Origin of the sequence: Ornatilinea apprima, from assembly GCF_001306115.1 — a bacterium.
Classification (GTDB): domain Bacteria; phylum Chloroflexota; class Anaerolineae; order Anaerolineales; family Anaerolineaceae; genus Ornatilinea; species Ornatilinea apprima.
Genome location: NZ_LGCL01000015.1, coordinates 398,412 through 415,742 on the forward strand (window position 1 = coordinate 398,412; position 17,331 = coordinate 415,742).

The 17,331-nt window shown below is 58.2% G+C and carries 17 protein-coding genes; 11 read left to right on the forward strand and 6 right to left on the reverse strand.

Features of this window, described 5'->3' with window-relative positions; translation table 11 throughout:
- Nucleotides 1-90 precede the first annotated feature (90 nt).
- The 5 genes from ADN00_RS05055 to ADN00_RS05075 all read left to right on the forward strand — a co-directional run bounded on the left by ADN00_RS05055 (nt 91) and on the right by ADN00_RS05075 (nt 5,353).
- Nucleotides 91-1,257, forward strand: coding sequence for a hypothetical protein (locus ADN00_RS05055; RefSeq protein ID WP_075061855.1), 1,167 nt, complete (start codon nt 91-93; stop codon nt 1,255-1,257).
- A gap of 446 nt (nt 1,258-1,703) precedes the next feature.
- On the forward strand, nt 1,704-3,458 hold the full coding sequence (locus ADN00_RS05060; protein WP_160317466.1) for a peptide ABC transporter substrate-binding protein: 1,755 nt from the start codon (nt 1,704-1,706) through the stop codon (nt 3,456-3,458).
- Nucleotides 3,459-3,659: 201 nt separating this feature from the next.
- Nucleotides 3,660-4,286, forward strand: coding sequence for a hypothetical protein (locus ADN00_RS05065; RefSeq protein WP_075061857.1), 627 nt, complete (start codon nt 3,660-3,662; stop codon nt 4,284-4,286).
- Between the two features lie 19 nt (nt 4,287-4,305).
- Complete coding sequence (locus tag ADN00_RS05070; RefSeq protein WP_075061858.1) at nt 4,306-4,884, forward strand: hypothetical protein; 579 nt, start codon at nt 4,306-4,308, stop codon at nt 4,882-4,884.
- A 13-nt stretch (nt 4,885-4,897) separates the two neighbouring features.
- A complete protein-coding gene (locus ADN00_RS05075; RefSeq protein ID WP_075061859.1) occupies nt 4,898-5,353 on the forward strand; it encodes a hypothetical protein in 456 nt (151 codons plus the stop codon).
- A gap of 77 nt (nt 5,354-5,430) precedes the next feature.
- Here the strand turns inward: ADN00_RS05075 and ADN00_RS05080 are convergent, their stop codons facing one another.
- Nucleotides 5,431-7,470, reverse strand: coding sequence for a glycosyltransferase family protein (locus ADN00_RS05080; protein ID WP_075061860.1), 2,040 nt, complete (start codon nt 7,468-7,470; stop codon nt 5,431-5,433).
- A 460-nt stretch (nt 7,471-7,930) separates the two neighbouring features.
- Between ADN00_RS05080 and ADN00_RS05085 the strand changes: the two genes are divergently transcribed.
- Complete coding sequence (locus ADN00_RS05085; RefSeq protein ID WP_075061861.1) at nt 7,931-8,179, forward strand: hypothetical protein; 249 nt, start codon at nt 7,931-7,933, stop codon at nt 8,177-8,179.
- Between the two features lie 86 nt (nt 8,180-8,265).
- On the opposite strand, the gene ADN00_RS05090 is transcribed toward ADN00_RS05085, so the two are convergent.
- Together ADN00_RS05090 and ADN00_RS05095 are read right to left on the reverse strand one after the other, a co-directional pair.
- On the reverse strand, nt 8,266-9,786 hold the full coding sequence (locus ADN00_RS05090) for an oxaloacetate decarboxylase subunit alpha (RefSeq protein WP_152966262.1): 1,521 nt from the start codon (nt 9,784-9,786) through the stop codon (nt 8,266-8,268).
- Nucleotides 9,787-10,018: 232 nt separating this feature from the next.
- A complete protein-coding gene (locus ADN00_RS05095; protein ID WP_075061863.1) occupies nt 10,019-11,074 on the reverse strand; it encodes a mechanosensitive ion channel family protein in 1,056 nt (351 codons plus the stop codon).
- 134 nt (nt 11,075-11,208) lie between these two features.
- Here ADN00_RS05095 and ADN00_RS20260 point away from each other — a divergent pair, with 134 nt between their 5' ends.
- The 3 genes from ADN00_RS20260 to ADN00_RS05105 are packed head-to-tail and all read left to right on the forward strand — an operon-like array spanning nt 11,209 to nt 13,620.
- Nucleotides 11,209-11,340: a DUF2116 family Zn-ribbon domain-containing protein gene (locus ADN00_RS20260; protein ID WP_236691477.1), complete on the forward strand. Its 132-nt coding sequence runs from the start codon at nt 11,209-11,211 to the stop codon at nt 11,338-11,340.
- Nucleotides 11,341-11,342: 2 nt separating this feature from the next.
- Nucleotides 11,343-12,950 (forward strand): DUF4153 domain-containing protein, encoded by a 1,608-nt coding sequence (locus ADN00_RS05100; protein WP_075061864.1) that lies wholly within the window; start codon nt 11,343-11,345, stop codon nt 12,948-12,950.
- 25 nt (nt 12,951-12,975) lie between these two features.
- Nucleotides 12,976-13,620: a histidine phosphatase family protein gene (locus ADN00_RS05105; protein ID WP_075061865.1), complete on the forward strand. Its 645-nt coding sequence runs from the start codon at nt 12,976-12,978 to the stop codon at nt 13,618-13,620.
- A 170-nt stretch (nt 13,621-13,790) separates the two neighbouring features.
- Here the strand turns inward: ADN00_RS05105 and ADN00_RS05110 are convergent, their stop codons facing one another.
- Together ADN00_RS05110 and ADN00_RS05115 are read right to left on the reverse strand one after the other, a co-directional pair.
- Nucleotides 13,791-13,997 carry a dodecin gene (locus ADN00_RS05110; protein ID WP_075061866.1) on the reverse strand — a complete coding sequence of 69 codons (207 nt, stop codon included), beginning with the start codon at nt 13,995-13,997 and terminating at the stop codon, nt 13,791-13,793.
- Nucleotides 13,998-14,143: 146 nt separating this feature from the next.
- Nucleotides 14,144-14,572, reverse strand: coding sequence for a GNAT family N-acetyltransferase (locus ADN00_RS05115; protein WP_075061867.1), 429 nt, complete (start codon nt 14,570-14,572; stop codon nt 14,144-14,146).
- A gap of 504 nt (nt 14,573-15,076) precedes the next feature.
- On the opposite strand from ADN00_RS05115, the gene ADN00_RS05120 reads away from it, so the two are divergent.
- Together ADN00_RS05120 and ADN00_RS05125 are read left to right on the forward strand one after the other, a co-directional pair.
- Entirely contained in the window at nt 15,077-16,087 is a 1,011-nt protein-coding gene (locus ADN00_RS05120) for a LacI family DNA-binding transcriptional regulator (protein ID WP_075061868.1), read from the forward strand.
- Between the two features lie 50 nt (nt 16,088-16,137).
- Complete coding sequence (locus tag ADN00_RS05125; protein WP_075061869.1) at nt 16,138-16,644, forward strand: ParB N-terminal domain-containing protein; 507 nt, start codon at nt 16,138-16,140, stop codon at nt 16,642-16,644.
- 106 nt (nt 16,645-16,750) lie between these two features.
- Here ADN00_RS05125 and ADN00_RS05130 read toward each other — a convergent pair whose 3' ends face one another.
- On the reverse strand, nt 16,751-17,215 hold the full coding sequence (locus ADN00_RS05130) for a hypothetical protein (RefSeq protein ID WP_075061870.1): 465 nt from the start codon (nt 17,213-17,215) through the stop codon (nt 16,751-16,753).
- Between the last annotated feature and the right edge of the window lie 116 nt (nt 17,216-17,331).

Genomic DNA, 17,331 nt, shown 5'->3' on the forward strand with positions numbered 1-17,331 from the left:
CCTGGCCAGCCTGTTTCTCCCCACTTACCCGGTGACGGGTGATGAGTTGCCTTTTACAATAGGGGCAAATAGTAACCGGGAAACCATGCAATGACCGCAAAAACAAAAAAACAACCGTACATCCTCATCATCCTCTGGCTGCTGTTGGGCGCCTGCCTGTTTGGGCTGGCCGGCAGCAGTTATAGCAACCTGTGCCTGCCGCAAGCCTCGCGCGGGCAAGAACGGCTCAGCGCAGAGCAGCAAGCCCTCATGGCAGAGGCGCAGCACCTGCGCGCCAGCCTGGGCGGAACGGTCTGGCCGGGGTGGGATGCCGCGCCAATTCCCCTGATCGCCTTCAACGAGAGCCGCGTTTTCCTCACCGGCGCCACCGAACCACCCGCTGACGGCTGGGTGAGCGTGCCGCGCGAGCAGCAGCGGGGCGGTGCCTGGTCGCGGGTAGATGAAGAGATTGAAGCGTTGGGCCAGCCATATTACCGCCAAACCCTGCCCGACCCGCAAATCACCCCGCAGAATTTCACCGTCAAAGTGGGGGAGGCCTGGGCGGCCTCGTTGATGACCAAAGAGGCCAGCGATATCAGCCTGGTGGATGAATTTCGCCAGCAAATGCCGCCCGTGCTGCGCGCCGTGATTCCCTTTGGGCTGGCCATTCGCCTGTTCAACAGCGACTGGTACATCAGCGCTCTGCTGCACGAGAGCTTCCATGCCTATCAGGGGCAGAACGCCCCACAACGCCTGTACGCCGCTGAGTTCGCCCTCAATAACCACGAAAACGACTACCCGTTTGAAGACGAGGCCGCCTGGCAGGCGGAACTGCAAGCCCTGCAAGACGCCCTGCGCGCCAAAACAGACGAAGAAGCCGCGCGCCACGCCCAAACGTTCTTAACCCTGCGCGCCCAGCGCCGCGCCGCTCTGCAGCTCACCGCCGAACAAATTGACCTGGAACGTCAGCGTGAATGGTTGGAAGGCAGCGCCAAATACACCGAGCTGGCCATCTGGCAGGCCGCCGCGCGGGACGAGCAGTACGCGCCCATCGCCGCGACCAGCCTGCTGCGCGATTTTCAGCAGTACCGGGGGTTCAATGGGCGCTGGCAGAACGAAGTGGGCCAGATCACTCGCTCAGCGGGCAGCGAGACCTTGTTCTACTACAGCGGCATGGCCCAGGCCTTTTTGCTCGACCGGCTGGCCCCCAACTGGAAGGAAAGCTACTTCCTCCCCGATATCTGGCTGGAAGAGCTGCTGGCCGGCGCGCTGCAATGAACCACGCCCTGTACCTTTGTCCAGGTTAAAACCCTACCCGAGACGTGGTTTGATTCCATCCACCTGTCCGATGGCGGCAGGTGGTTTTTTTTCTATACTTGGGGTGATTTCAGGTCAGTCATTTTCGACCGCCATCGAGCGCCAGCCGGGAGAATCCCGCGAGGCAGTGACCGACCCAAACAAAACCGCAAGGTTTTGATCTTCTTTCCCTCCTTCTTTCCCTTGGGGCGGTGCTGATACCGCCCCGATTTGGGAAAATCCCACCAACAAAAGAACAGGCTCAACAACAGGTCTGATCTGTATGGATCATCGGAATTTCAAGCAAACACCATCCCAGGCTTTAACCGCAGCGAAATGGAACAATCCGCTGGTCCCATTCTTTTTTGTCTTTAACGGTCTTGATGAACCGAGAAAGAAACTTGTATTCCTTGAAATGGAGGAGAAAATTGCGTACTAAACTTTTTACACTCGCATCTTTATTGATCCTGGCAAGCATGGTTTTATCAGCCTGCCAGCCCGCGGCCTCCCAACCGGCCGCTGATGAAGCCCAGCCCAAAGTGCTGGTCGGCGAAATCGGCCCTGGCGACATTCCCACCCTCGATCCCTCGCTGGCCACTGACAACTCGTCTTTGCAGGTGATTGAAGAGACCTTCGTGGGCCTCACCCGCATGAACGAAGAAACCACCGAAATCGTGCCAGGCATGGCCGAATCGTGGACGGTGAGCGATGATGGTCTGACCTACACCTTCAAGCTGCTGCCGAACGTGCCGTGGGTCAAATACGACGCCATCGCCGATGAAGTGGTTCAGGTAACCGACTGCGAAGGCAACCCGCGCATGGTCACCGCCAAAGACTACGAATACGGCTTCCTGCGCACCATCAACCCGGCCACCGCTTCGGACTACTCCTACGTCTTTTCCTTCGCTATTGAAGGCGCAGCCGCTTATAACAACGCTGAGACCGATGATCCTTCGACGGTGGGTGTGAAAGCCATTGACGACACCACTCTTGAGATCACCTTCACCAACCCCGCGGCCTACAACATCAACATCGCCGGCATGTGGATCGGCTCTGCCCTGCCTTCCTGGCTGATCGATGGCGACGACTGCAACGAAGCGCGCGCCGAGCGCTGGACCGAGACCGGTTTCTTCCAGGGCTACGGCCCCTACGTGATGAAAGAGTGGATTCATGACTCCTACATCACCCTGATCAAAAACCCCTTCTGGCCTGGCACCGAAGAAATTCCCCAGGCGAAAATTGACCTGGTAACCTGGCACATGCTCGACCAGCCGCCCGCCTTCGCTGAATACGAAGCCGGCAACATGGACTACACCCGCGTGCCCCTGGCTGACATGGACCGCATCAAGACCGACCCCACCCTTTCCGCCGAACTGGTCATCGCCCCGCAGTTGAGCACCTACTACTACGGTTTCAACACCACCGCTCCCTTTGTGGATGACGCCCGCGTGCGCCGCGCCCTCTCGATGGCCATTGACCGCCAGGCGATCATTGACAACGTAACCAAACAGGAACAGGAACCCGCCCATTGGTTCTGCCGCCCCGGCCTGGTGGCCTGCCCCACCCTCGACCAATACCCCGATCTGGGCGTCAAGTACGACCCCGAGGCTGCCAAAGCCCTGCTGCAGGAATACCTGGATGAGAAGGGCATCACCGCCGCCGATATGGACATCACCCTGATGTTCAACACCTCGGCTGCCCACCAGCGCATCGCCGAATCGATTCAGGCTATGTGGAAAGACGTTCTCGGCATCGATGTGAAACTGACCAACCAGGAATGGAAAGTCTTCCTGCAGACCGTCAAATCGCTCGAAACCCCGCAGATCTACCGCTCTGGCTGGAACCTGGACTACCCGGATGCCAACAACTTCACCCGCGAAGTGGTCGCCTCGGGCGGCAACGACAACCCGACCGACACGGAAGGCAATCCCGCTGGTGGTCTGATGTGGAAGAACGAGAAGTTTGAAGAACTGGTGCGCCAGGCCGCCATCGAAACCGATCCCCAGAAACGCATCGACCTGTACGCCCAGGCCGAGCAGATCCTGGTCTACGAAGACGCGGCCATGATCCCGATCTACTGGTACACCTCGGTGCAGCTGACCAAGCCGTATGTCCAACGCACCTACTCCAACACCGGCACGCAGCACATCGAAAAGTGGGACATCGATCTCACCAAGAAATAGTCCGGTTAGCAAACCAACCTTCAACATCCCCCCAGAACATCGGGGGGATGTTTGCTTCTTCCCCCAAACGGTGAGTATTCGCCTGACCAACCGGCCAGGATGCAAATTATCCACTTGCAGGGTGACGCGCCCCCAGGCGGCTGGTATTCTTAAAATGCGCTAAGAAAGGGAACTGCCCTTCATGCGACAAGGAGACCTTCGATGTACCGCCGAAATTCGTGGATCGTAACCGCCGCCGCCATCACCTCGTTTCTGGTTGTGATCATCTTTCTCAACTTCCATGTAACCAACCGTGTTTCCGAGACGAATTTCTATTCCAAAGAAGGCGCGCAGGCGTCCGATGTTCTGCGGCTGCCGCACAATCAGGTTCCGCTGGCCGTGGTGATCAATGGCTCGGGGCTGATTGCCGACGCGCTGCGCGAAGAACTGGCCCGTCTGGTGGCTGAGGACCAGGAACTGAACCGCGCGGTGGTTTTGCTGCAGCCCGGCCAAAACCCCGCCGGCATGCCCACCCTCGAAGTTGACCTGGTGCCGCACGGCATCGTCTGGACGCCGGTGATGTCTTTCGCCAGCATTGAGTGGCGCGTGCGCTTCACAGATGCCGACAACCAGAGCGCGGGGGTCGCCATCCAGCCCATGCACGTCAGCATGAAGGCAAGCAGCTCGCTGCTGGGCAGCCTGTGGTTGCGTGAATCCAGCCTGGGGATTATGACCTGGCGCGGCTACCGCGACTCGCTCGGCCGCCTGGCCGCCCAAAACCTGAACAAGGTGCTGGTTGAATATGTGGCCAACCGCCCACTGGCGCAGTTGAGCTTCGCAGCGCAATAACAAAAGATCAGGAGTTTCCATGCGTAAATGGATCATCATCGCCGCGCTGGGCGCGGCTATTTTATTCGCAGCCTTGCTGCTGTTGGATTTTCACCTCAGCATCAGCAGCACGGCGCAAAATATCAGCGTTTCGCGCATCTCAGGCGGCGCGGGAGACGCGCAAAATCCCAACCCCCTCCCACCGCAGACATCACCGCTGCGCCTGTACACCCCAGACCCCAAATTGAGCCAGCTCCTCGCGCGGCAAATCAAAGAAGCCCCCGGGATTGACCAAATTGAGATCGTTTCTGAACTGCCGGAACATACCGGCCAGGCCGTTTTGGTGGTCACCCTGCCCGAACACAACCGGCTCTGGCTGGGCTTTTTTGCCACTGCTGAAACCAACGCGCAGATGACCTTCGCCAGCGATGGGCAGTGGCAGAGCAACCATATTGAAATGCGCGACGGCCAGCCGCCGGTGGTGCGGGTGGAAGCCTGCCTGGCGCTGCGCGACCGCTCGGCGGGGTTAATGTCGCGGCCCTGGTACCTGCGCCACCTGCGCGAGCAAATTGCCGAAGAAGTGGTCAAAACCCTCAGCGAGCAGTTGGCCAGCCAGTAGCGGAGCAATAAAAATGAACCATGTTACCAAACCATGGCCGATCATCTTCACCATCTGCCTGGCGCTGTTATTCACTGCCTGCGCCGCCCCTGCCCAGGCCCAACCGCTTTCCCAACCTGCCCTGGTGATCCGTTCCAGCACCACCGCGCTGGGCGCGGAAGGCGACCAACAACAGATTGGGGTGCTGAGTTATACCTTTGTATTGGAAAATACCAGCCAGCAGGATATCCTGCTGCTGGCCTTTACACCACAGCTTAACCCGGCTTATGCGGCGCGCCTGCTCGGTAAATTGCAGGCCGTGCCGGTAGGGTTGGGGCTGAGCGGCGGAGAGACAGTGGAACTGGGCGGGCAGCTGCGCTTCGACTTCAGCGGCTTAAGCAAACAGGACATTGAGGCGCTTGGCCATCCGCTGGCCGGCTGGCTTATTCAAAGCGAGAGTTTCATCCCGCAGCCGGGCAGCCAGCCGTAGGCCAGCCAAAACCCTCACATGCAAATAAAAACGCCGCTTCCGTTGGGGAGCGGCGTTTCTGATATCTTAACTGCCCTTTATGGGGCGCATTCCAGGCGGCTGGCAGCCTCATCAAACACCGCGCGCTCGGCCTCGTCCAATTGCGCCTCCAGATCGCCCCACACCCGGCACAGCATGCCCTGGTAGCGCGTGTCGGTCTGGTAGGTATTCTGCAGCAGATCAGCCGCCTTTTGCCACTGCCCATCGCGCGCGTACGCCTGGATGAAGGGAATCCACTCATAGGGTGAATTGGAGGAGGGATTGGCGGTGTTATATCCCTGGTTTTGGGCTTCGTCGCCCAGGCGAACCACCTCGCCCCAATCCTCAAACTGGCGCGCCAGCGTTGCCTTTTGGTAGTAATAGCACCAGTCGGGGGCCGGTTCTGCGCCAAAAATGCGGGCATCCGGGGCCTCGCCGTAGGGGTTCTCGGTTTTAATTTGTGCCAGGTTTGAAAGCGGCAGAGCATCGATCACCACATCCGGCAGCAGCGGATGGTCGGTGTCCTGCGTGTCCAAAATCCACAGGCAGTTGGTGTCGTGCGGGGGATTGTAGTACATCACCAGACTGTCGAGCGTGTTTCCGCCAATGCGCATATTACGGTATTCATTGTAAATCTCTTTCCCTTCCAGCCAGGCCTGCGAATCGGGGGCAAACTCGCGCTCCAGGCGGTAAAACCCGCCGAACAGGTCACTGGCCTGCCGCGGCTGGTTGTACAGCAAACGGTAAGAGAAAGTCGGCAGCACGAACGGGAAGGGCAGATCATCCTCCAGCATCAGTGTCTCAGGCTCAATCCACGGTGCGCGCCAGTAGAGCTGCCAGTAAACGCGCTTTTGGTACGTCCACGACCAGCGGTAGCTGTTGGCCGTACGCATGTGCAGGCCGGCCGCGATGGAAACCAGAAAAGAGATCAGCAGAATTTTGGCGCGGGTATTGCGCGCCAGCCAGTCAATCAGCACCACCCACACCAGCGCCGCGCCAAACATAGCCGGCAGCATAAAGCGATCAGAGAACATCCCGCCCGCGGTGAACGCCTGGCGGTCGGTGATCCAGATCTGCACGCCGCCCAACAGCACCGCCAGCAGGCTAACGCCCAACGCCTCCAGCGTCCACACGCGCGGGGTTTCGTGGTCTTCCGGAAAATCAAGGTTCAAGAGATACAGGTACAGCCCCACGCCCAGCCCCACTACCACCGCGGCGGTCATCAAAAAGAAAGGCGCCGGGAAGTCGGCGGCGATGGCGGGGTCGAGGGTATCAAACCACGACCCGGCCAGCACATACAGCCCGTCTTGCATCACATGGCTGATCAGTTTGGTCAGCGCCGCAATTGGGTTCTTAACCAGCTCAAACAGCAGCACCGGGCTGTTCACTTCCTTCAACCCCTGCTGGGCATACCACACCCGCCAGCCGGAGAAAGCCGCCAGAATCAGCAGGTAAGGCAGCCAGAAAAGCAAAGTTTTCTTAAGGCGCTCAGCCTTGTTGGGCGTGCTCTCGCGCAGCGCCAGCCACAGCAGCACCGGGCGCAGCAGTTCAATGCCCACAAAATATTCCAGTGTGCCCAGGTGCAGCAGCTCACCCACTGCTGATAGCGCCAGCCACAGCCCGCGCCGCCGCGTGGACTGGGCCGCCTTGAGCATGCAGCCCAGCGATGCAAAATACAAAGCAAACGCCACCCAATGCTGGTGATACGATACCGCGATGGGCTGTTGGCGGAAGAGCGGGTACACCGCGAAGAGCAGGGCCGCCCAGGCCATCTGGCGGCGGCGCTGCGGCCAGACCATGCCAAATACCCACCAGAAACCCAGCGCGGTGAAGAAGCGCAGCACCAGCGAAACAAGATGCCAGGTGATGGGCGTGGAACCGGCCAGCGGAGCGAAAATCATATACGTCCAGGCGGCAAACGGCCGGTCGCCGCTGAAATACTTCCAGAACTCGCTCAGCGGAAAAAGCCGCCCCACCAGAATCGTCTCCCAGTCGTCCCAATAGTATCCCAGCCAGGGGATCAGCAGACCAAAGGCCAGCAGGCAGACCACCGCCAGAGCGATGAAGAAAGTTCGCGGGGAAAATTTTAGGTTGAGCATACGGTCCTGTTCGCGATGTGGAATGATGGACAAAGCCGTTTTGATTATATATCGGACAGCCCATTTTTGCAGAGAGTGAACCCCTTTCAGCAGGGCAATCGCATCACAAACGATGTTACAAACACTGAAAGATTTTATCCCCGCCCTCGCCAAAGGTGTACTGCGTTAAAATCCTGCCCCAGGGCGGGGAATGAGAGTAAGATGCTGTGGTTTTGCCCCGCAAAGCGGGGCAAAACCACAGGAAAAAACATTCTCCCCTTCCCAATTCGGGAAGGGGCTGGGGGATGGGTAAAAGCCAATGGAAATTCAATCATCAAAATTGGATACGAATGTCCTGCCCACCTGACCAGCCCATTTTCAGACCGGCTGGCCATGCAAAGCCTGACCATGCGCCTCATCCCAAATCAGACCCGCGGCTCTACAATAAGATTGTCAACAATAGAAACACAGGAGGGCCGCTATGCTGTACACATCTCCACAACTCATTCTCACCCATCACCACGCGCGCGTGGAAAGCGCGCTGCGCGCCGGGCGCGACGCCGAACGCCTGCGCCAACTGCCAGAGAGCACCTGGCAAATGGACCGCATGAACTACTTGATCTTAAAGCTGTCCGATTTGTTCCTCGTCAAAAAGATGCTGGCCTTCACCCGTCCGGCGATGTCCATGCGCATCAACCAGCCAGGGCAGGCCGCCTGCTCTCCCCTGTAAAGCGGACACACTGATGAAAACCAAAGAGGTTTTTGAGCGCTCTTATGGCTCAAAAACCTCTTTTTGTCTCTCGCCCAGGCGGGCGGTTAAAATTCCAGGTAACTTACCAGCGCGTCCCAGTTGATGGTCGGCTGGTGATGGCGCGCCAGGTACTCATCGGCGGCCTGGCCGAGCATGTGGTGCAGCAGAACATCCTTGCCAGTCTTTACATACGGCAGGTCAACGGCCTTGTCCATCACCGGCTGAAGATAGTGCGCCGGGCGGTGAACCAGCACATCGGCGCTCTCGCCCAGCACTTTTTTCATCACCTCGCTGTTGGGCGCCACCGGTGTTTTACCAAATTCACCGCGCAGCAGCATTTTGAACTCATTGGAAGCAAACGCGTAGCGCTCGCCCATGATTACATTAAACACTGCCTGCGAACCCACAATCTGGCTGGTGGGAGTAACCAGCGGCACATAGCCCACATCAGCGCGCACGCGCGGAATTTCGTCCATCACCGCCTCCAGCGCGCCGGGGTTGCCCATCAGCGCCAGCTGGTTCTGCAGGTTGGTCAGCATGCCGCCGGGGATCTGCGACTCGAACATGCGTGCGTCAAAATCGGGGTAACCCAGCTCGCTCATCATCTCGCGCGAGATATCCAGCGCCGCTTCCAGCGACTCATCATCGCCGTTTTGCACCAGGCGCAGCACGCGCTCAACGCTGCGCAGGTCTACATCTTCAAAGGTAACCGGGCGGCGTGAGAATTTCTCAAAATCGGGGATGCTGCCGCGCAGCTCGCCAAAGATCTTGTGCAGCTCGGCCTGGGCGCGCAAAAGCAAGCCCTTATCCAGCCCGTGATCCAGCCCCAGCGCCTCGGCAAACACCACCAGCAGTTCCACCGGCGCATGCGATGTGCCCCCGGCGAAAGGCGTAATCGCGCAGTCCACCGAATCCGCGCCGTAGACCATGCCCACCACCGCGTTCAGCAGGCCCACACCGGTGGTGGTGTGGCTGTGAATAGCCAGCGGCAGGTTAATCTCGCGCTTGATGCGCCGCACCATCTCCAGCGTGTCACAGGGGTGCATCAGGCCGGCCATGTCTTTTATCACCAATTGGTCCGCGCCCGCGGCCGCCAGTTGGTGCGCGTATTGGATGAAGAGCTGGGGGGTATGCACCGGGCTGGTGGTGTAAGAAATCGCCGCCTCTGCGATAGCTCCGCTGTCTTTGGTAGCTTTAATCGCCGTCTCAAGGTTGCGCAGGTCGTTCAACGCGTCAAAAATGCGCATCACCTGCACCCCCGAATCTACCGCCTGGCGCACAAACGCGATCACCAGGTCGTCGGGGTAGGGCTGGTAGCCAAACAAATTTTGCCCGCGCAGCAGGGCCTGCAGGCGAGCGCGGCTCAGCCGCGCCGAAAATTGTTCCAGGCGTTCCCAGGGATTCTCATCAAGAAAGCGCACGCTGCTGTCGAGGGTGGCGCCGCCCCACAATTCCAGTGTGGTATACCCGGCATCTTCTAAAATGGGCAAAACGCGCAGCGCCTGGGCGGTGGTCATGCGCGTGGCAGCCAGGCTTTGCTGGCCGTCGCGCAGCGTTACATCCGTTAATTGAATGCGGACCGTCATATTTTCCTTTTCTGTGAAAGCTGTATTGCTTACCAGTTTGCCAAGCAATCGCAGTGCTTCACCATTAAGCGATCTCTGCCTCTTTCCACTTTCCGGTAAAAAAGCGAAATCTTGGAAATTATACCCGAATAAAAGTTAAAATAAGATTAGAAAACCCGATAAAACTGAACAAGCACGGCTGTCTGGTATAACCCCAAACAGCCGGTTTCGTCACAGTATAGAGAGAATGGGTTCAGGAATGAAGATGAGTGTGTAAGGTTTGTGTAGGGAACGACAATCGAATGCCCTCGGTTTGGAAGCGTGCCAACACACCGCGCAGAATGCGCTGTTTCACATCCATAAAGAGGACATAGTCGTCGCTTTCCACCCAATACACCGTTTCAAACTGGATTGCGAATTCACCCAGCGCGGCGAGGTGTGAGCGGGCAAACGTAACGTCTTCCACCCCGTCCACGCATTCGCGGATCATATCCGGAATGCGATCCAGCTGGTCGGGCGGGGTGTTGTAGTCCACATTAAGCATAAACGCCACCCGCCGCCGCTGCATGCGCTGATAATTCCGAATGCGGCTCTTCAGCAGATCAGAGTTGGAGAAGATGATCTGCTCGCCGGAGAGGCTGCGCACGCGCGTGCTCTTCAGGCCTATTTTTTCGATGGTGCCGGTCAGGTCGTCCACCACAATCGAATCGCCAATCACAAAGGGCTTGTCGAGGGCGATGGAAAGCGAAGCAAACAAATCGCCGAGAATATTTTGCACCGCCAGGCCCACGGCAATACCGGTGATGCCCAGGCTGGCGATCAGCGTGTCGACCTTTACGCCGGGAATATTATCCAGCACCAGTACAATCACGACCGCCCAGATGACGCCCTTCATCACCAGCCCCAGCACGCTGAGCGTGTTGGAGTCGCGCCTGCCGTTATCCAGCGATTTTTTCACCTCGCGGTTAACCCAAAAACTCACCAGGCTGCTGGCCCAAAAACCAGCCTGCAAAATGAGGATCAGCAGAATGATCACCCGCGCGGTTCGCGAGATATTGTCCACCAGAATCAGGTATTGCATACCGATGTACAGCGAAAGCGCCAGGAAGAAAAGGTCTTTGGTTTGCTCAAAAAGGCGAACCAGAAAATCGGCCACGTCGCTTTGCGATTTCTCAGCGGCGCGTTTGATGTGCTTAATCACCAGGCGCTTGACCAGCATCAGCACGCCAAAGCTCACCGCCGCGGCAATCAACCCCGCGACCCACTGCCGGGTGGGATTCCCCCAAAAAACAGACGTCCAGAATGACATTTTCAGAGCCTTTGGTCAAATTTGATCGGTTTTGATAGTGTTGCCTCTCTATTATACAGGATGCGCCGACCGGCGCCGCTTTGCAAAAATGCGCAAAGGCTATTACAATCATCTCTTGTGGAGAATACAATCCTATGAGCAACCAAAAAATCAAAGATAAAAAACTGTCTGCGGAACAGCGCCGCCGGCGCGCCCAGCAGATTCTCTTCGCTGCTCTGGCGCTGCTGATCATCGTATCCATGATCCTCTCGGCTGTGATCTTCTAACCATGACGCGCAAACCCCTCATCCTCATCGCCATTGCACTGGGGTTGGCCTGGGCAGTGGATTTGTTGTTTTGGCACCAGTCTGCCGGGTTGAACTTTATCTTGTGGACCGCGCTGCTGCTGGCCGGCCTGGAAGCCCTGCGCCGTATGGAGGGCATCCCGCTTGCGCTGCCCAGCGCCGTGCTGCAGGCCGCCATCCTGTCGCTGGCCGCCTGGGCGCTGCTGCGCGCCGAAGGCTTCACCGTTTTCCTGGCGATCTCTTCCAGCCTCCTTGGGCTGGCTGTGCTGGCCGCCACCTACACCAACGGCTGCTGGTGGCGTTTGCGCCTGCTCGATTTTGTGATGCCGCTGCTCAACCTGATCGGCGGCGCGCTGGCGCGGCCCTTCACCCTGGGCAGTGAGATGAAAGCCGCCGCCGCTGAAGACGGCCAGGAGACCGCCTGGCAGTCGGCCCGCGGCGCCATCTTCGCTGTGCTGCGCGGTCTGCTGCTGGCCCTGCCGCTGCTGCTGGTGCTGGCCGCCCTGCTGGCTTCGGCAGACCTGATCTTTGCCCAGCAGTTGGAAAAAATTGCCGATTGGTTCGACCTTTCGCGCTGGGGAGAGTACATCTTCCGCTTCTTTTACATTTTGTTGTTCGCCTATCTGCTCACCGGCGCGCTGCTGCACAGCCTGCGCCCGCGCCAGCAAGCCGCGGCGCCCGACCCGCAAAAAGAACGCATCAAGCCCTTTTTGGGCTTTATTGAAAGCGCGGTGATTTTGGGTGCAGTGGACCTGCTCTTCGCGGTGTTTGTCGCCATCCAGTTCCGCTACCTGTTCGGCGGCGAGGCCAATATCAACATCACCGGCTTCACCTATTCCGAATACGCGCGGCGCGGCTTTGGCGAGCTGGTGGCCGTGGCTGTCATCAGCCTGCTCACCTACCTGGCGCTCAGCGCGGTAACGCGCACAGACAAGCGCAAAACGCAGACCGCCTTCAGCGTGCTCAGCCTTCTGCTGGTGGGCTTGGTGCTCACCCTGCTGGCCTCCAGCCTGCTGCGCCTGGGGCTGTACGAAAACGCCTACGGCTTCTCCCGCCTGCGCACCTACACGCATTTCTTTATCCCCTGGCTGGCCGCCCTGCTGCTGGCCACCGCCGTGTTCGAGGTGCTGCGCAAACGCCACCTCTTCACCCTGGCGCTGCTGATCAGCGCGTTTGGCTTCATCACCACCATGGGAATGATGAACGTGGACGGCTTCATTGTCCGCCAGAACGTTCTGCGCTCGGTGAGCGGCAAACCGCTCGACAACCAGTACCTGCTCACCCTCAGCAGCGACGCGGTGCCGGCGCTGGCCCGCCTGGCCGCGGACGAAAGCCTGCCGCAAGATATTCGCGGAAGGCTGGCCTCTAACCTGGCCTGCCGCGCCCGCCTGCTGGAAGAGGAAGACCCGTCCACTTGGCAGAGCTTCAGCCTCAGCGAGCAGCGCGCCCAGTCCATCCTCACCCAGCAAACGGCGCTGTGGGAAACGGTAAAGCTCAGCAAAGACGGAAATGATTTGTGGCAAACCACCTGGGAAAACGACACACTGACCTGCAATCCATATCAATGGGACGATCTCACTCTCATGGATTGAAAATGAAAGAGGTTGATGAAGCTTTATGAGTAATTTGGTTTATTTTGTGCGCCACGGTCAAAACCTGGCCAATCTCACCCACCAATTCTCTTATAAAATGGTGGATTATCCGCTGACCGAACTGGGCGTGCGGCAGGCGCAGCTCACCGCGCAGCGCTTTGCCGGCCAGCCCATCGATGAAATTTACACCTCGCCGCTCAAGCGCGCCGTGGAAACCGCCGAGATCATCTCCGCCGGCCTAAATCACCTGCCGGTGCAGATTATCGAAGAATTCCGCGAGATCAACGTAGGCTCGCTGGAGGGCAGGCCGGTGAGTGACGAGAACTGGGCGCTGCACGATGAGATTTTGAACGAATGGGTGCAGGGCCGCCACGAGCGGTCCTTCCCCGATGGCGAAAATTATCACGGCCTGCGCGACCGCATGCTGCGCGGCCTGCAACAGGTGCTGAGCGGCAAAGACAATCGCTGCATCATCATTGTGGCGCATATCGCCATTGTGGCGCTGACGCTCAAAGACACCACCGGCGTATCCAAAAACCTGGTGGAAATGCGCCAGATGCGCAACTGCGCGGTAACCGAGGTGGAATTTCCTGGCATGAACGGGCGCTTCGCGCCCGGCCGCCTGCTGCGCTACGCAGACATGGATCACCTCGCCCCGCTGGCAGATTAACCACTGGTGAAATAGAAGTCATCTGAATATTAAAGAAACACCCTTCCCGCGCATTCGCCAGGGAAGGGTGTTTTGGTGATTCATTCCAGGCAAACCAGCCGGCAGCGCAGCGTGCAGACTATCCGGTCAGGCCAGCTCACGCTTAACGGCTGCCAGCGAAAGATCCGCTTCTACTCCACCGTGAAGCCGATTTTTACGGTTACCTGCCAGTAAGCCACTTTGCCGTCTTCAATTTCACCGCGGGTTTCCACCACCTCAAACCAGCGCATATTCTTCACAGTTTGGGCGGCCTTGGCCACGGCCTGTTCGATAGCGTCCTGAATGCTCACTTTTGAGGTGCCAACCAGCTCAATCTTCTTATAAACGTGTGCCATCATTTCTCCTTATCACTTTATCTGCTGTATTTTCCCGTGCAAGAATGTGCTGGCCGTCGGCACAACCTGTCTGGATCGACTGGGGCAGGCGGAGCGGTGGAAGATGCCCGGAAATGCATGTGTTCCCCTTCAACCCCAAAGGTGGCCGATCACTTGTCATCACAATCCATATCACGGCCGAATAGATTCTGCTGCATCAAAACCGAAGTCGGGCGTACCCAACCCAGTTCCTTGAAGAAGTAACTCTCGGCTTCATTCCATACATCCGCGATTAACACCGTGCAGCCGCGCGCGCACAATTCGCGCTCCACATACCGCACCAGGTGCGTGCCAATAGAGCGTCCCTGCACATCGGGTGATACCACCAGCGCGCTCATATAGCAGCGGAAACCCAGGTCGTGAGCGCAGACAAATCCCTTAATCTGCTTCTCTTCCTCCCACACAAACGCCAGGCCGTCCGAAACATCGATGCCCCGTTCCACCACATCATCGCGCCAATCGTCCCGCCAAAAACCGGGGACTCTCTTCATCAATTGATAAATCTGTGAAACGTCTTTCTGCAGTGCCAGTCGAATCATGCCTCTCTCCTCAAAGAATCAACATTTCAAGGCTGCAGTGAACCTGCAGTTTGGATGAATATAATGGCGATTCCAGGCAGCCAACAGAAAGGGTTTCAATGGTTTTACATGGATGCGAGATGTAGTGAGGTTGTCATTTCCCTGCCGCGCCCAGACCTGCCAGGCAACAACGCGGTTAACGATAATCCCTGCACCAACCATTAATTCAAACGGAGAAGGTGCTACCCTCCGTTGATCCACAATCCACCATGTCACCGTTCAGGCAGCCGCGGGTGGGCATCATGCGCGCTGCTCAATAAAGAACACAGAACCGGCCAAACACCGGTACAGATTAAAGTATAGGGGAAAAAACACTTCAAGACAACAGGCAAAGCGGCGAGAAATCGCACTCTGCCGCGAGGCGAACCACGCACACTGTTCGCGTTCAGGCAGAATTGCGTATTGACGAAACACCGCGAATTTGCTATAATGCAACCGGTTGCAAAGATCAAAAGGATGGACTAGATGGAACAGAAAAAAGTGCGCACCATCGCCGATATCGCCCAAATCGCCGGGGTTTCCAAATCCACGGTGTCGCGGGCGTTAAGTGACAGTCCGCTGATCAGCGAAGAGACCCGCGCGCGTATTCAAGCCATCGCCAGCCAGCACCAATTCCAGATCAACCTGCCCGCCAGCCGCCTTTCCAAGCAGCGCAGCAGCACCCTGGCCTTCGTGATGCAGTGCGAATGCGCCAAGTTCTCGGTGGAAGACCTGTTCTCGCTGGAGATTCTGGGGGCCATCACCAACGCTGCCGCCGAGCAGGGCTACGATCTGCTGATGGTCAATATTGCCCCTGACGCACAGGATTGGGTGCAGGATTATTACTTCACCGGCCGGGTTGACGGATTCATTCTGATGACCTCCGTGCACAAAACCAGCCACGTTCGCAGTCTGATCAAGCACCAGGCGCCTTTTATCGCCTGGGGCAACCCTCTGCCGCTTGAGATGTTTAACTATATCAAAGGCGACAATATCCGCGGCGGACGGCTGGCCACCCAGCACCTCATCGAACGCGGCCGCCACAATATCGCCTTCATCGGCGGCCCCGCGGACGATATTGAAGTGAATCAGCGTTTTCAGGGCTACTGCCAGGCGCTGGAACAGGCCGGGCTGCCCTTCGAGCCGCAGCGCGTTGCCTACGGAGATTTCTCCAGCCAATCGGGGGCAGCCGCCATGCAGGCACTGCTGGAGCGCCAGCCCAACCTGGATGGCGTCTTTGTCAACTCCGATATAATGGCCATCGCCGCCATACGGATACTCCAGCAGCACGGGCGGCGCGTGCCGCGAGATGTGGCTGTGGTGGGCTACGACGATGTCTCGATGGCGGCGTTTGCCACCCCGCCCCTCACCACCATCCGCCAGAACATTCCCGAAATCGGCAAAAAACTGGTACAAAGCCTCATCGCCTATCTGGATGACGGCATCACCCACCAGCTGACCATGCCCGTTGAATTGATTGTACGCTCTTCAAGTTAATTTTTTTTACCGATTAATGCAACCGGTTGCATTAAAGAAAGGAAATCGCCATGAATCTCGCACTTCATACCCGCCACCAGGCTGCCGATCGATTTGATTCCGAACGGTTAAAGGCCATAAGGCAGCGCTGGCTGGGCGCCCTGGCAGGCAAAAATGGACTGGTTAAGAACTATGAGGATATTGCTCCTCTGGTGAGCGAAGAGAAAAAATATACCGGAATCACCGCCATTCCCCTGGAGGCGATTCGCGGCAGCCTGGGGCGCGCCAACGACTTTGACGCGCGCTTCCGCCCGCTGCGCAAACACATGCAATCGCGCTGGGTAACCGTCGCTCTGGCCTGGAACTCTCCCGGCTGGGAGGCCATCCAGGTCTATCAAATTGGCAGCGAGTATTATGTGCTGGACGGTCATCACCGCGTGTCGGTAGCCGCAGCGATGGGTCTGCGCTTTATCGACGCCGAGGTGTGGCAGTGCAGCCTGCGCCCGGCCTGCCAGGACTGCCCCTTGCGCCAACCCGCCGCGCGCGCCGCCCTGGCCTCCGAAGGCTGCCACAGTTAAGAAAACCAGAAAGCCCGGGGGTTCTCAGCGCCCGCGGGCTTGATCTTCTCCTTCCCTTCTCCGGCGATTGCGGAGAAGGGATTTTTATCGGTGGAAAGGCAGCCGCTTACAGCCGGGCGCAGCCGGCTTCGATCTGCGACTGTAAAGCCTGTCCCTGGTCGGCATCCCACACGCCCCGCCCGCGCCATATCACTTCACCCTGCCCATCCAACAGCAGAACGGTGATTTCGTCTTCGCTTTCAATCTCCAGCGCCCGGCGAAAAGCAGCCTTCTCCAGATACAGCGTAATGGTATGCGCGCGCGTCTGCGGATCAGGGATGCCCATGCGCATGCCTTCATCAATCCAAAACTGCGCCAGCCGCCCGCGGCTGGAAATGGTGGGCAGCTCATAATGCTCAAGCCCGGGGCAGGTCTTTTCCCATCGTTCCAACGGCGGCAGCCAGGTGTCCACATCGCTTTGCTGTGACTGCCAAAACGCGATCAGTACCACATTCATCAGCCCCTCAAAATCTTCGGGCAGGTGCTTTTTTTGGCGCAGCAGGTTGGCGCCGCTCACCTTCGGGAAACGCATAACTCACCTCCAGGGCTTTCTATCTATACACACAGCATAGCGCGACACGCCTGCGTTTGTCTATGCAGTGCAAAACCTTGAACATCTGCGGCCGGCGGGCAGCGGGAAAAATGGCA

Coding starts and splice junctions, on each gene's coding strand:
- ADN00_RS05055 (WP_075061855.1), top strand. CDS start 91: ATGACCGCAAAAACAAAAAAACAACCGTACATCCTCATCATCCTCTGG.
- ADN00_RS05065 (WP_075061857.1), top strand. CDS start 3,660: ATGTACCGCCGAAATTCGTGGATCGTAACCGCCGCCGCCATCACCTCG.
- ADN00_RS05070 (WP_075061858.1), top strand. CDS start 4,306: ATGCGTAAATGGATCATCATCGCCGCGCTGGGCGCGGCTATTTTATTC.
- ADN00_RS05075 (WP_075061859.1), top strand. CDS start 4,898: ATGAACCATGTTACCAAACCATGGCCGATCATCTTCACCATCTGCCTG.
- ADN00_RS05080 (WP_075061860.1), bottom strand. CDS start 7,470: ATGCTCAACCTAAAATTTTCCCCGCGAACTTTCTTCATCGCTCTGGCG.
- ADN00_RS05085 (WP_075061861.1), top strand. CDS start 7,931: ATGCTGTACACATCTCCACAACTCATTCTCACCCATCACCACGCGCGC.
- ADN00_RS05090 (WP_152966262.1), bottom strand. CDS start 9,786: ATGACGGTCCGCATTCAATTAACGGATGTAACGCTGCGCGACGGCCAG.
- ADN00_RS05095 (WP_075061863.1), bottom strand. CDS start 11,074: ATGTCATTCTGGACGTCTGTTTTTTGGGGGAATCCCACCCGGCAGTGG.
- ADN00_RS20260 (WP_236691477.1), top strand. CDS start 11,209: ATGAGCAACCAAAAAATCAAAGATAAAAAACTGTCTGCGGAACAGCGC.
- ADN00_RS05100 (WP_075061864.1), top strand. CDS start 11,343: ATGACGCGCAAACCCCTCATCCTCATCGCCATTGCACTGGGGTTGGCC.
- ADN00_RS05105 (WP_075061865.1), top strand. CDS start 12,976: ATGAGTAATTTGGTTTATTTTGTGCGCCACGGTCAAAACCTGGCCAAT.
- ADN00_RS05110 (WP_075061866.1), bottom strand. CDS start 13,997: ATGATGGCACACGTTTATAAGAAGATTGAGCTGGTTGGCACCTCAAAA.
- ADN00_RS05115 (WP_075061867.1), bottom strand. CDS start 14,572: ATGATTCGACTGGCACTGCAGAAAGACGTTTCACAGATTTATCAATTG.
- ADN00_RS05120 (WP_075061868.1), top strand. CDS start 15,077: ATGGAACAGAAAAAAGTGCGCACCATCGCCGATATCGCCCAAATCGCC.
- ADN00_RS05125 (WP_075061869.1), top strand. CDS start 16,138: ATGAATCTCGCACTTCATACCCGCCACCAGGCTGCCGATCGATTTGAT.
- ADN00_RS05130 (WP_075061870.1), bottom strand. CDS start 17,215: ATGCGTTTCCCGAAGGTGAGCGGCGCCAACCTGCTGCGCCAAAAAAAG.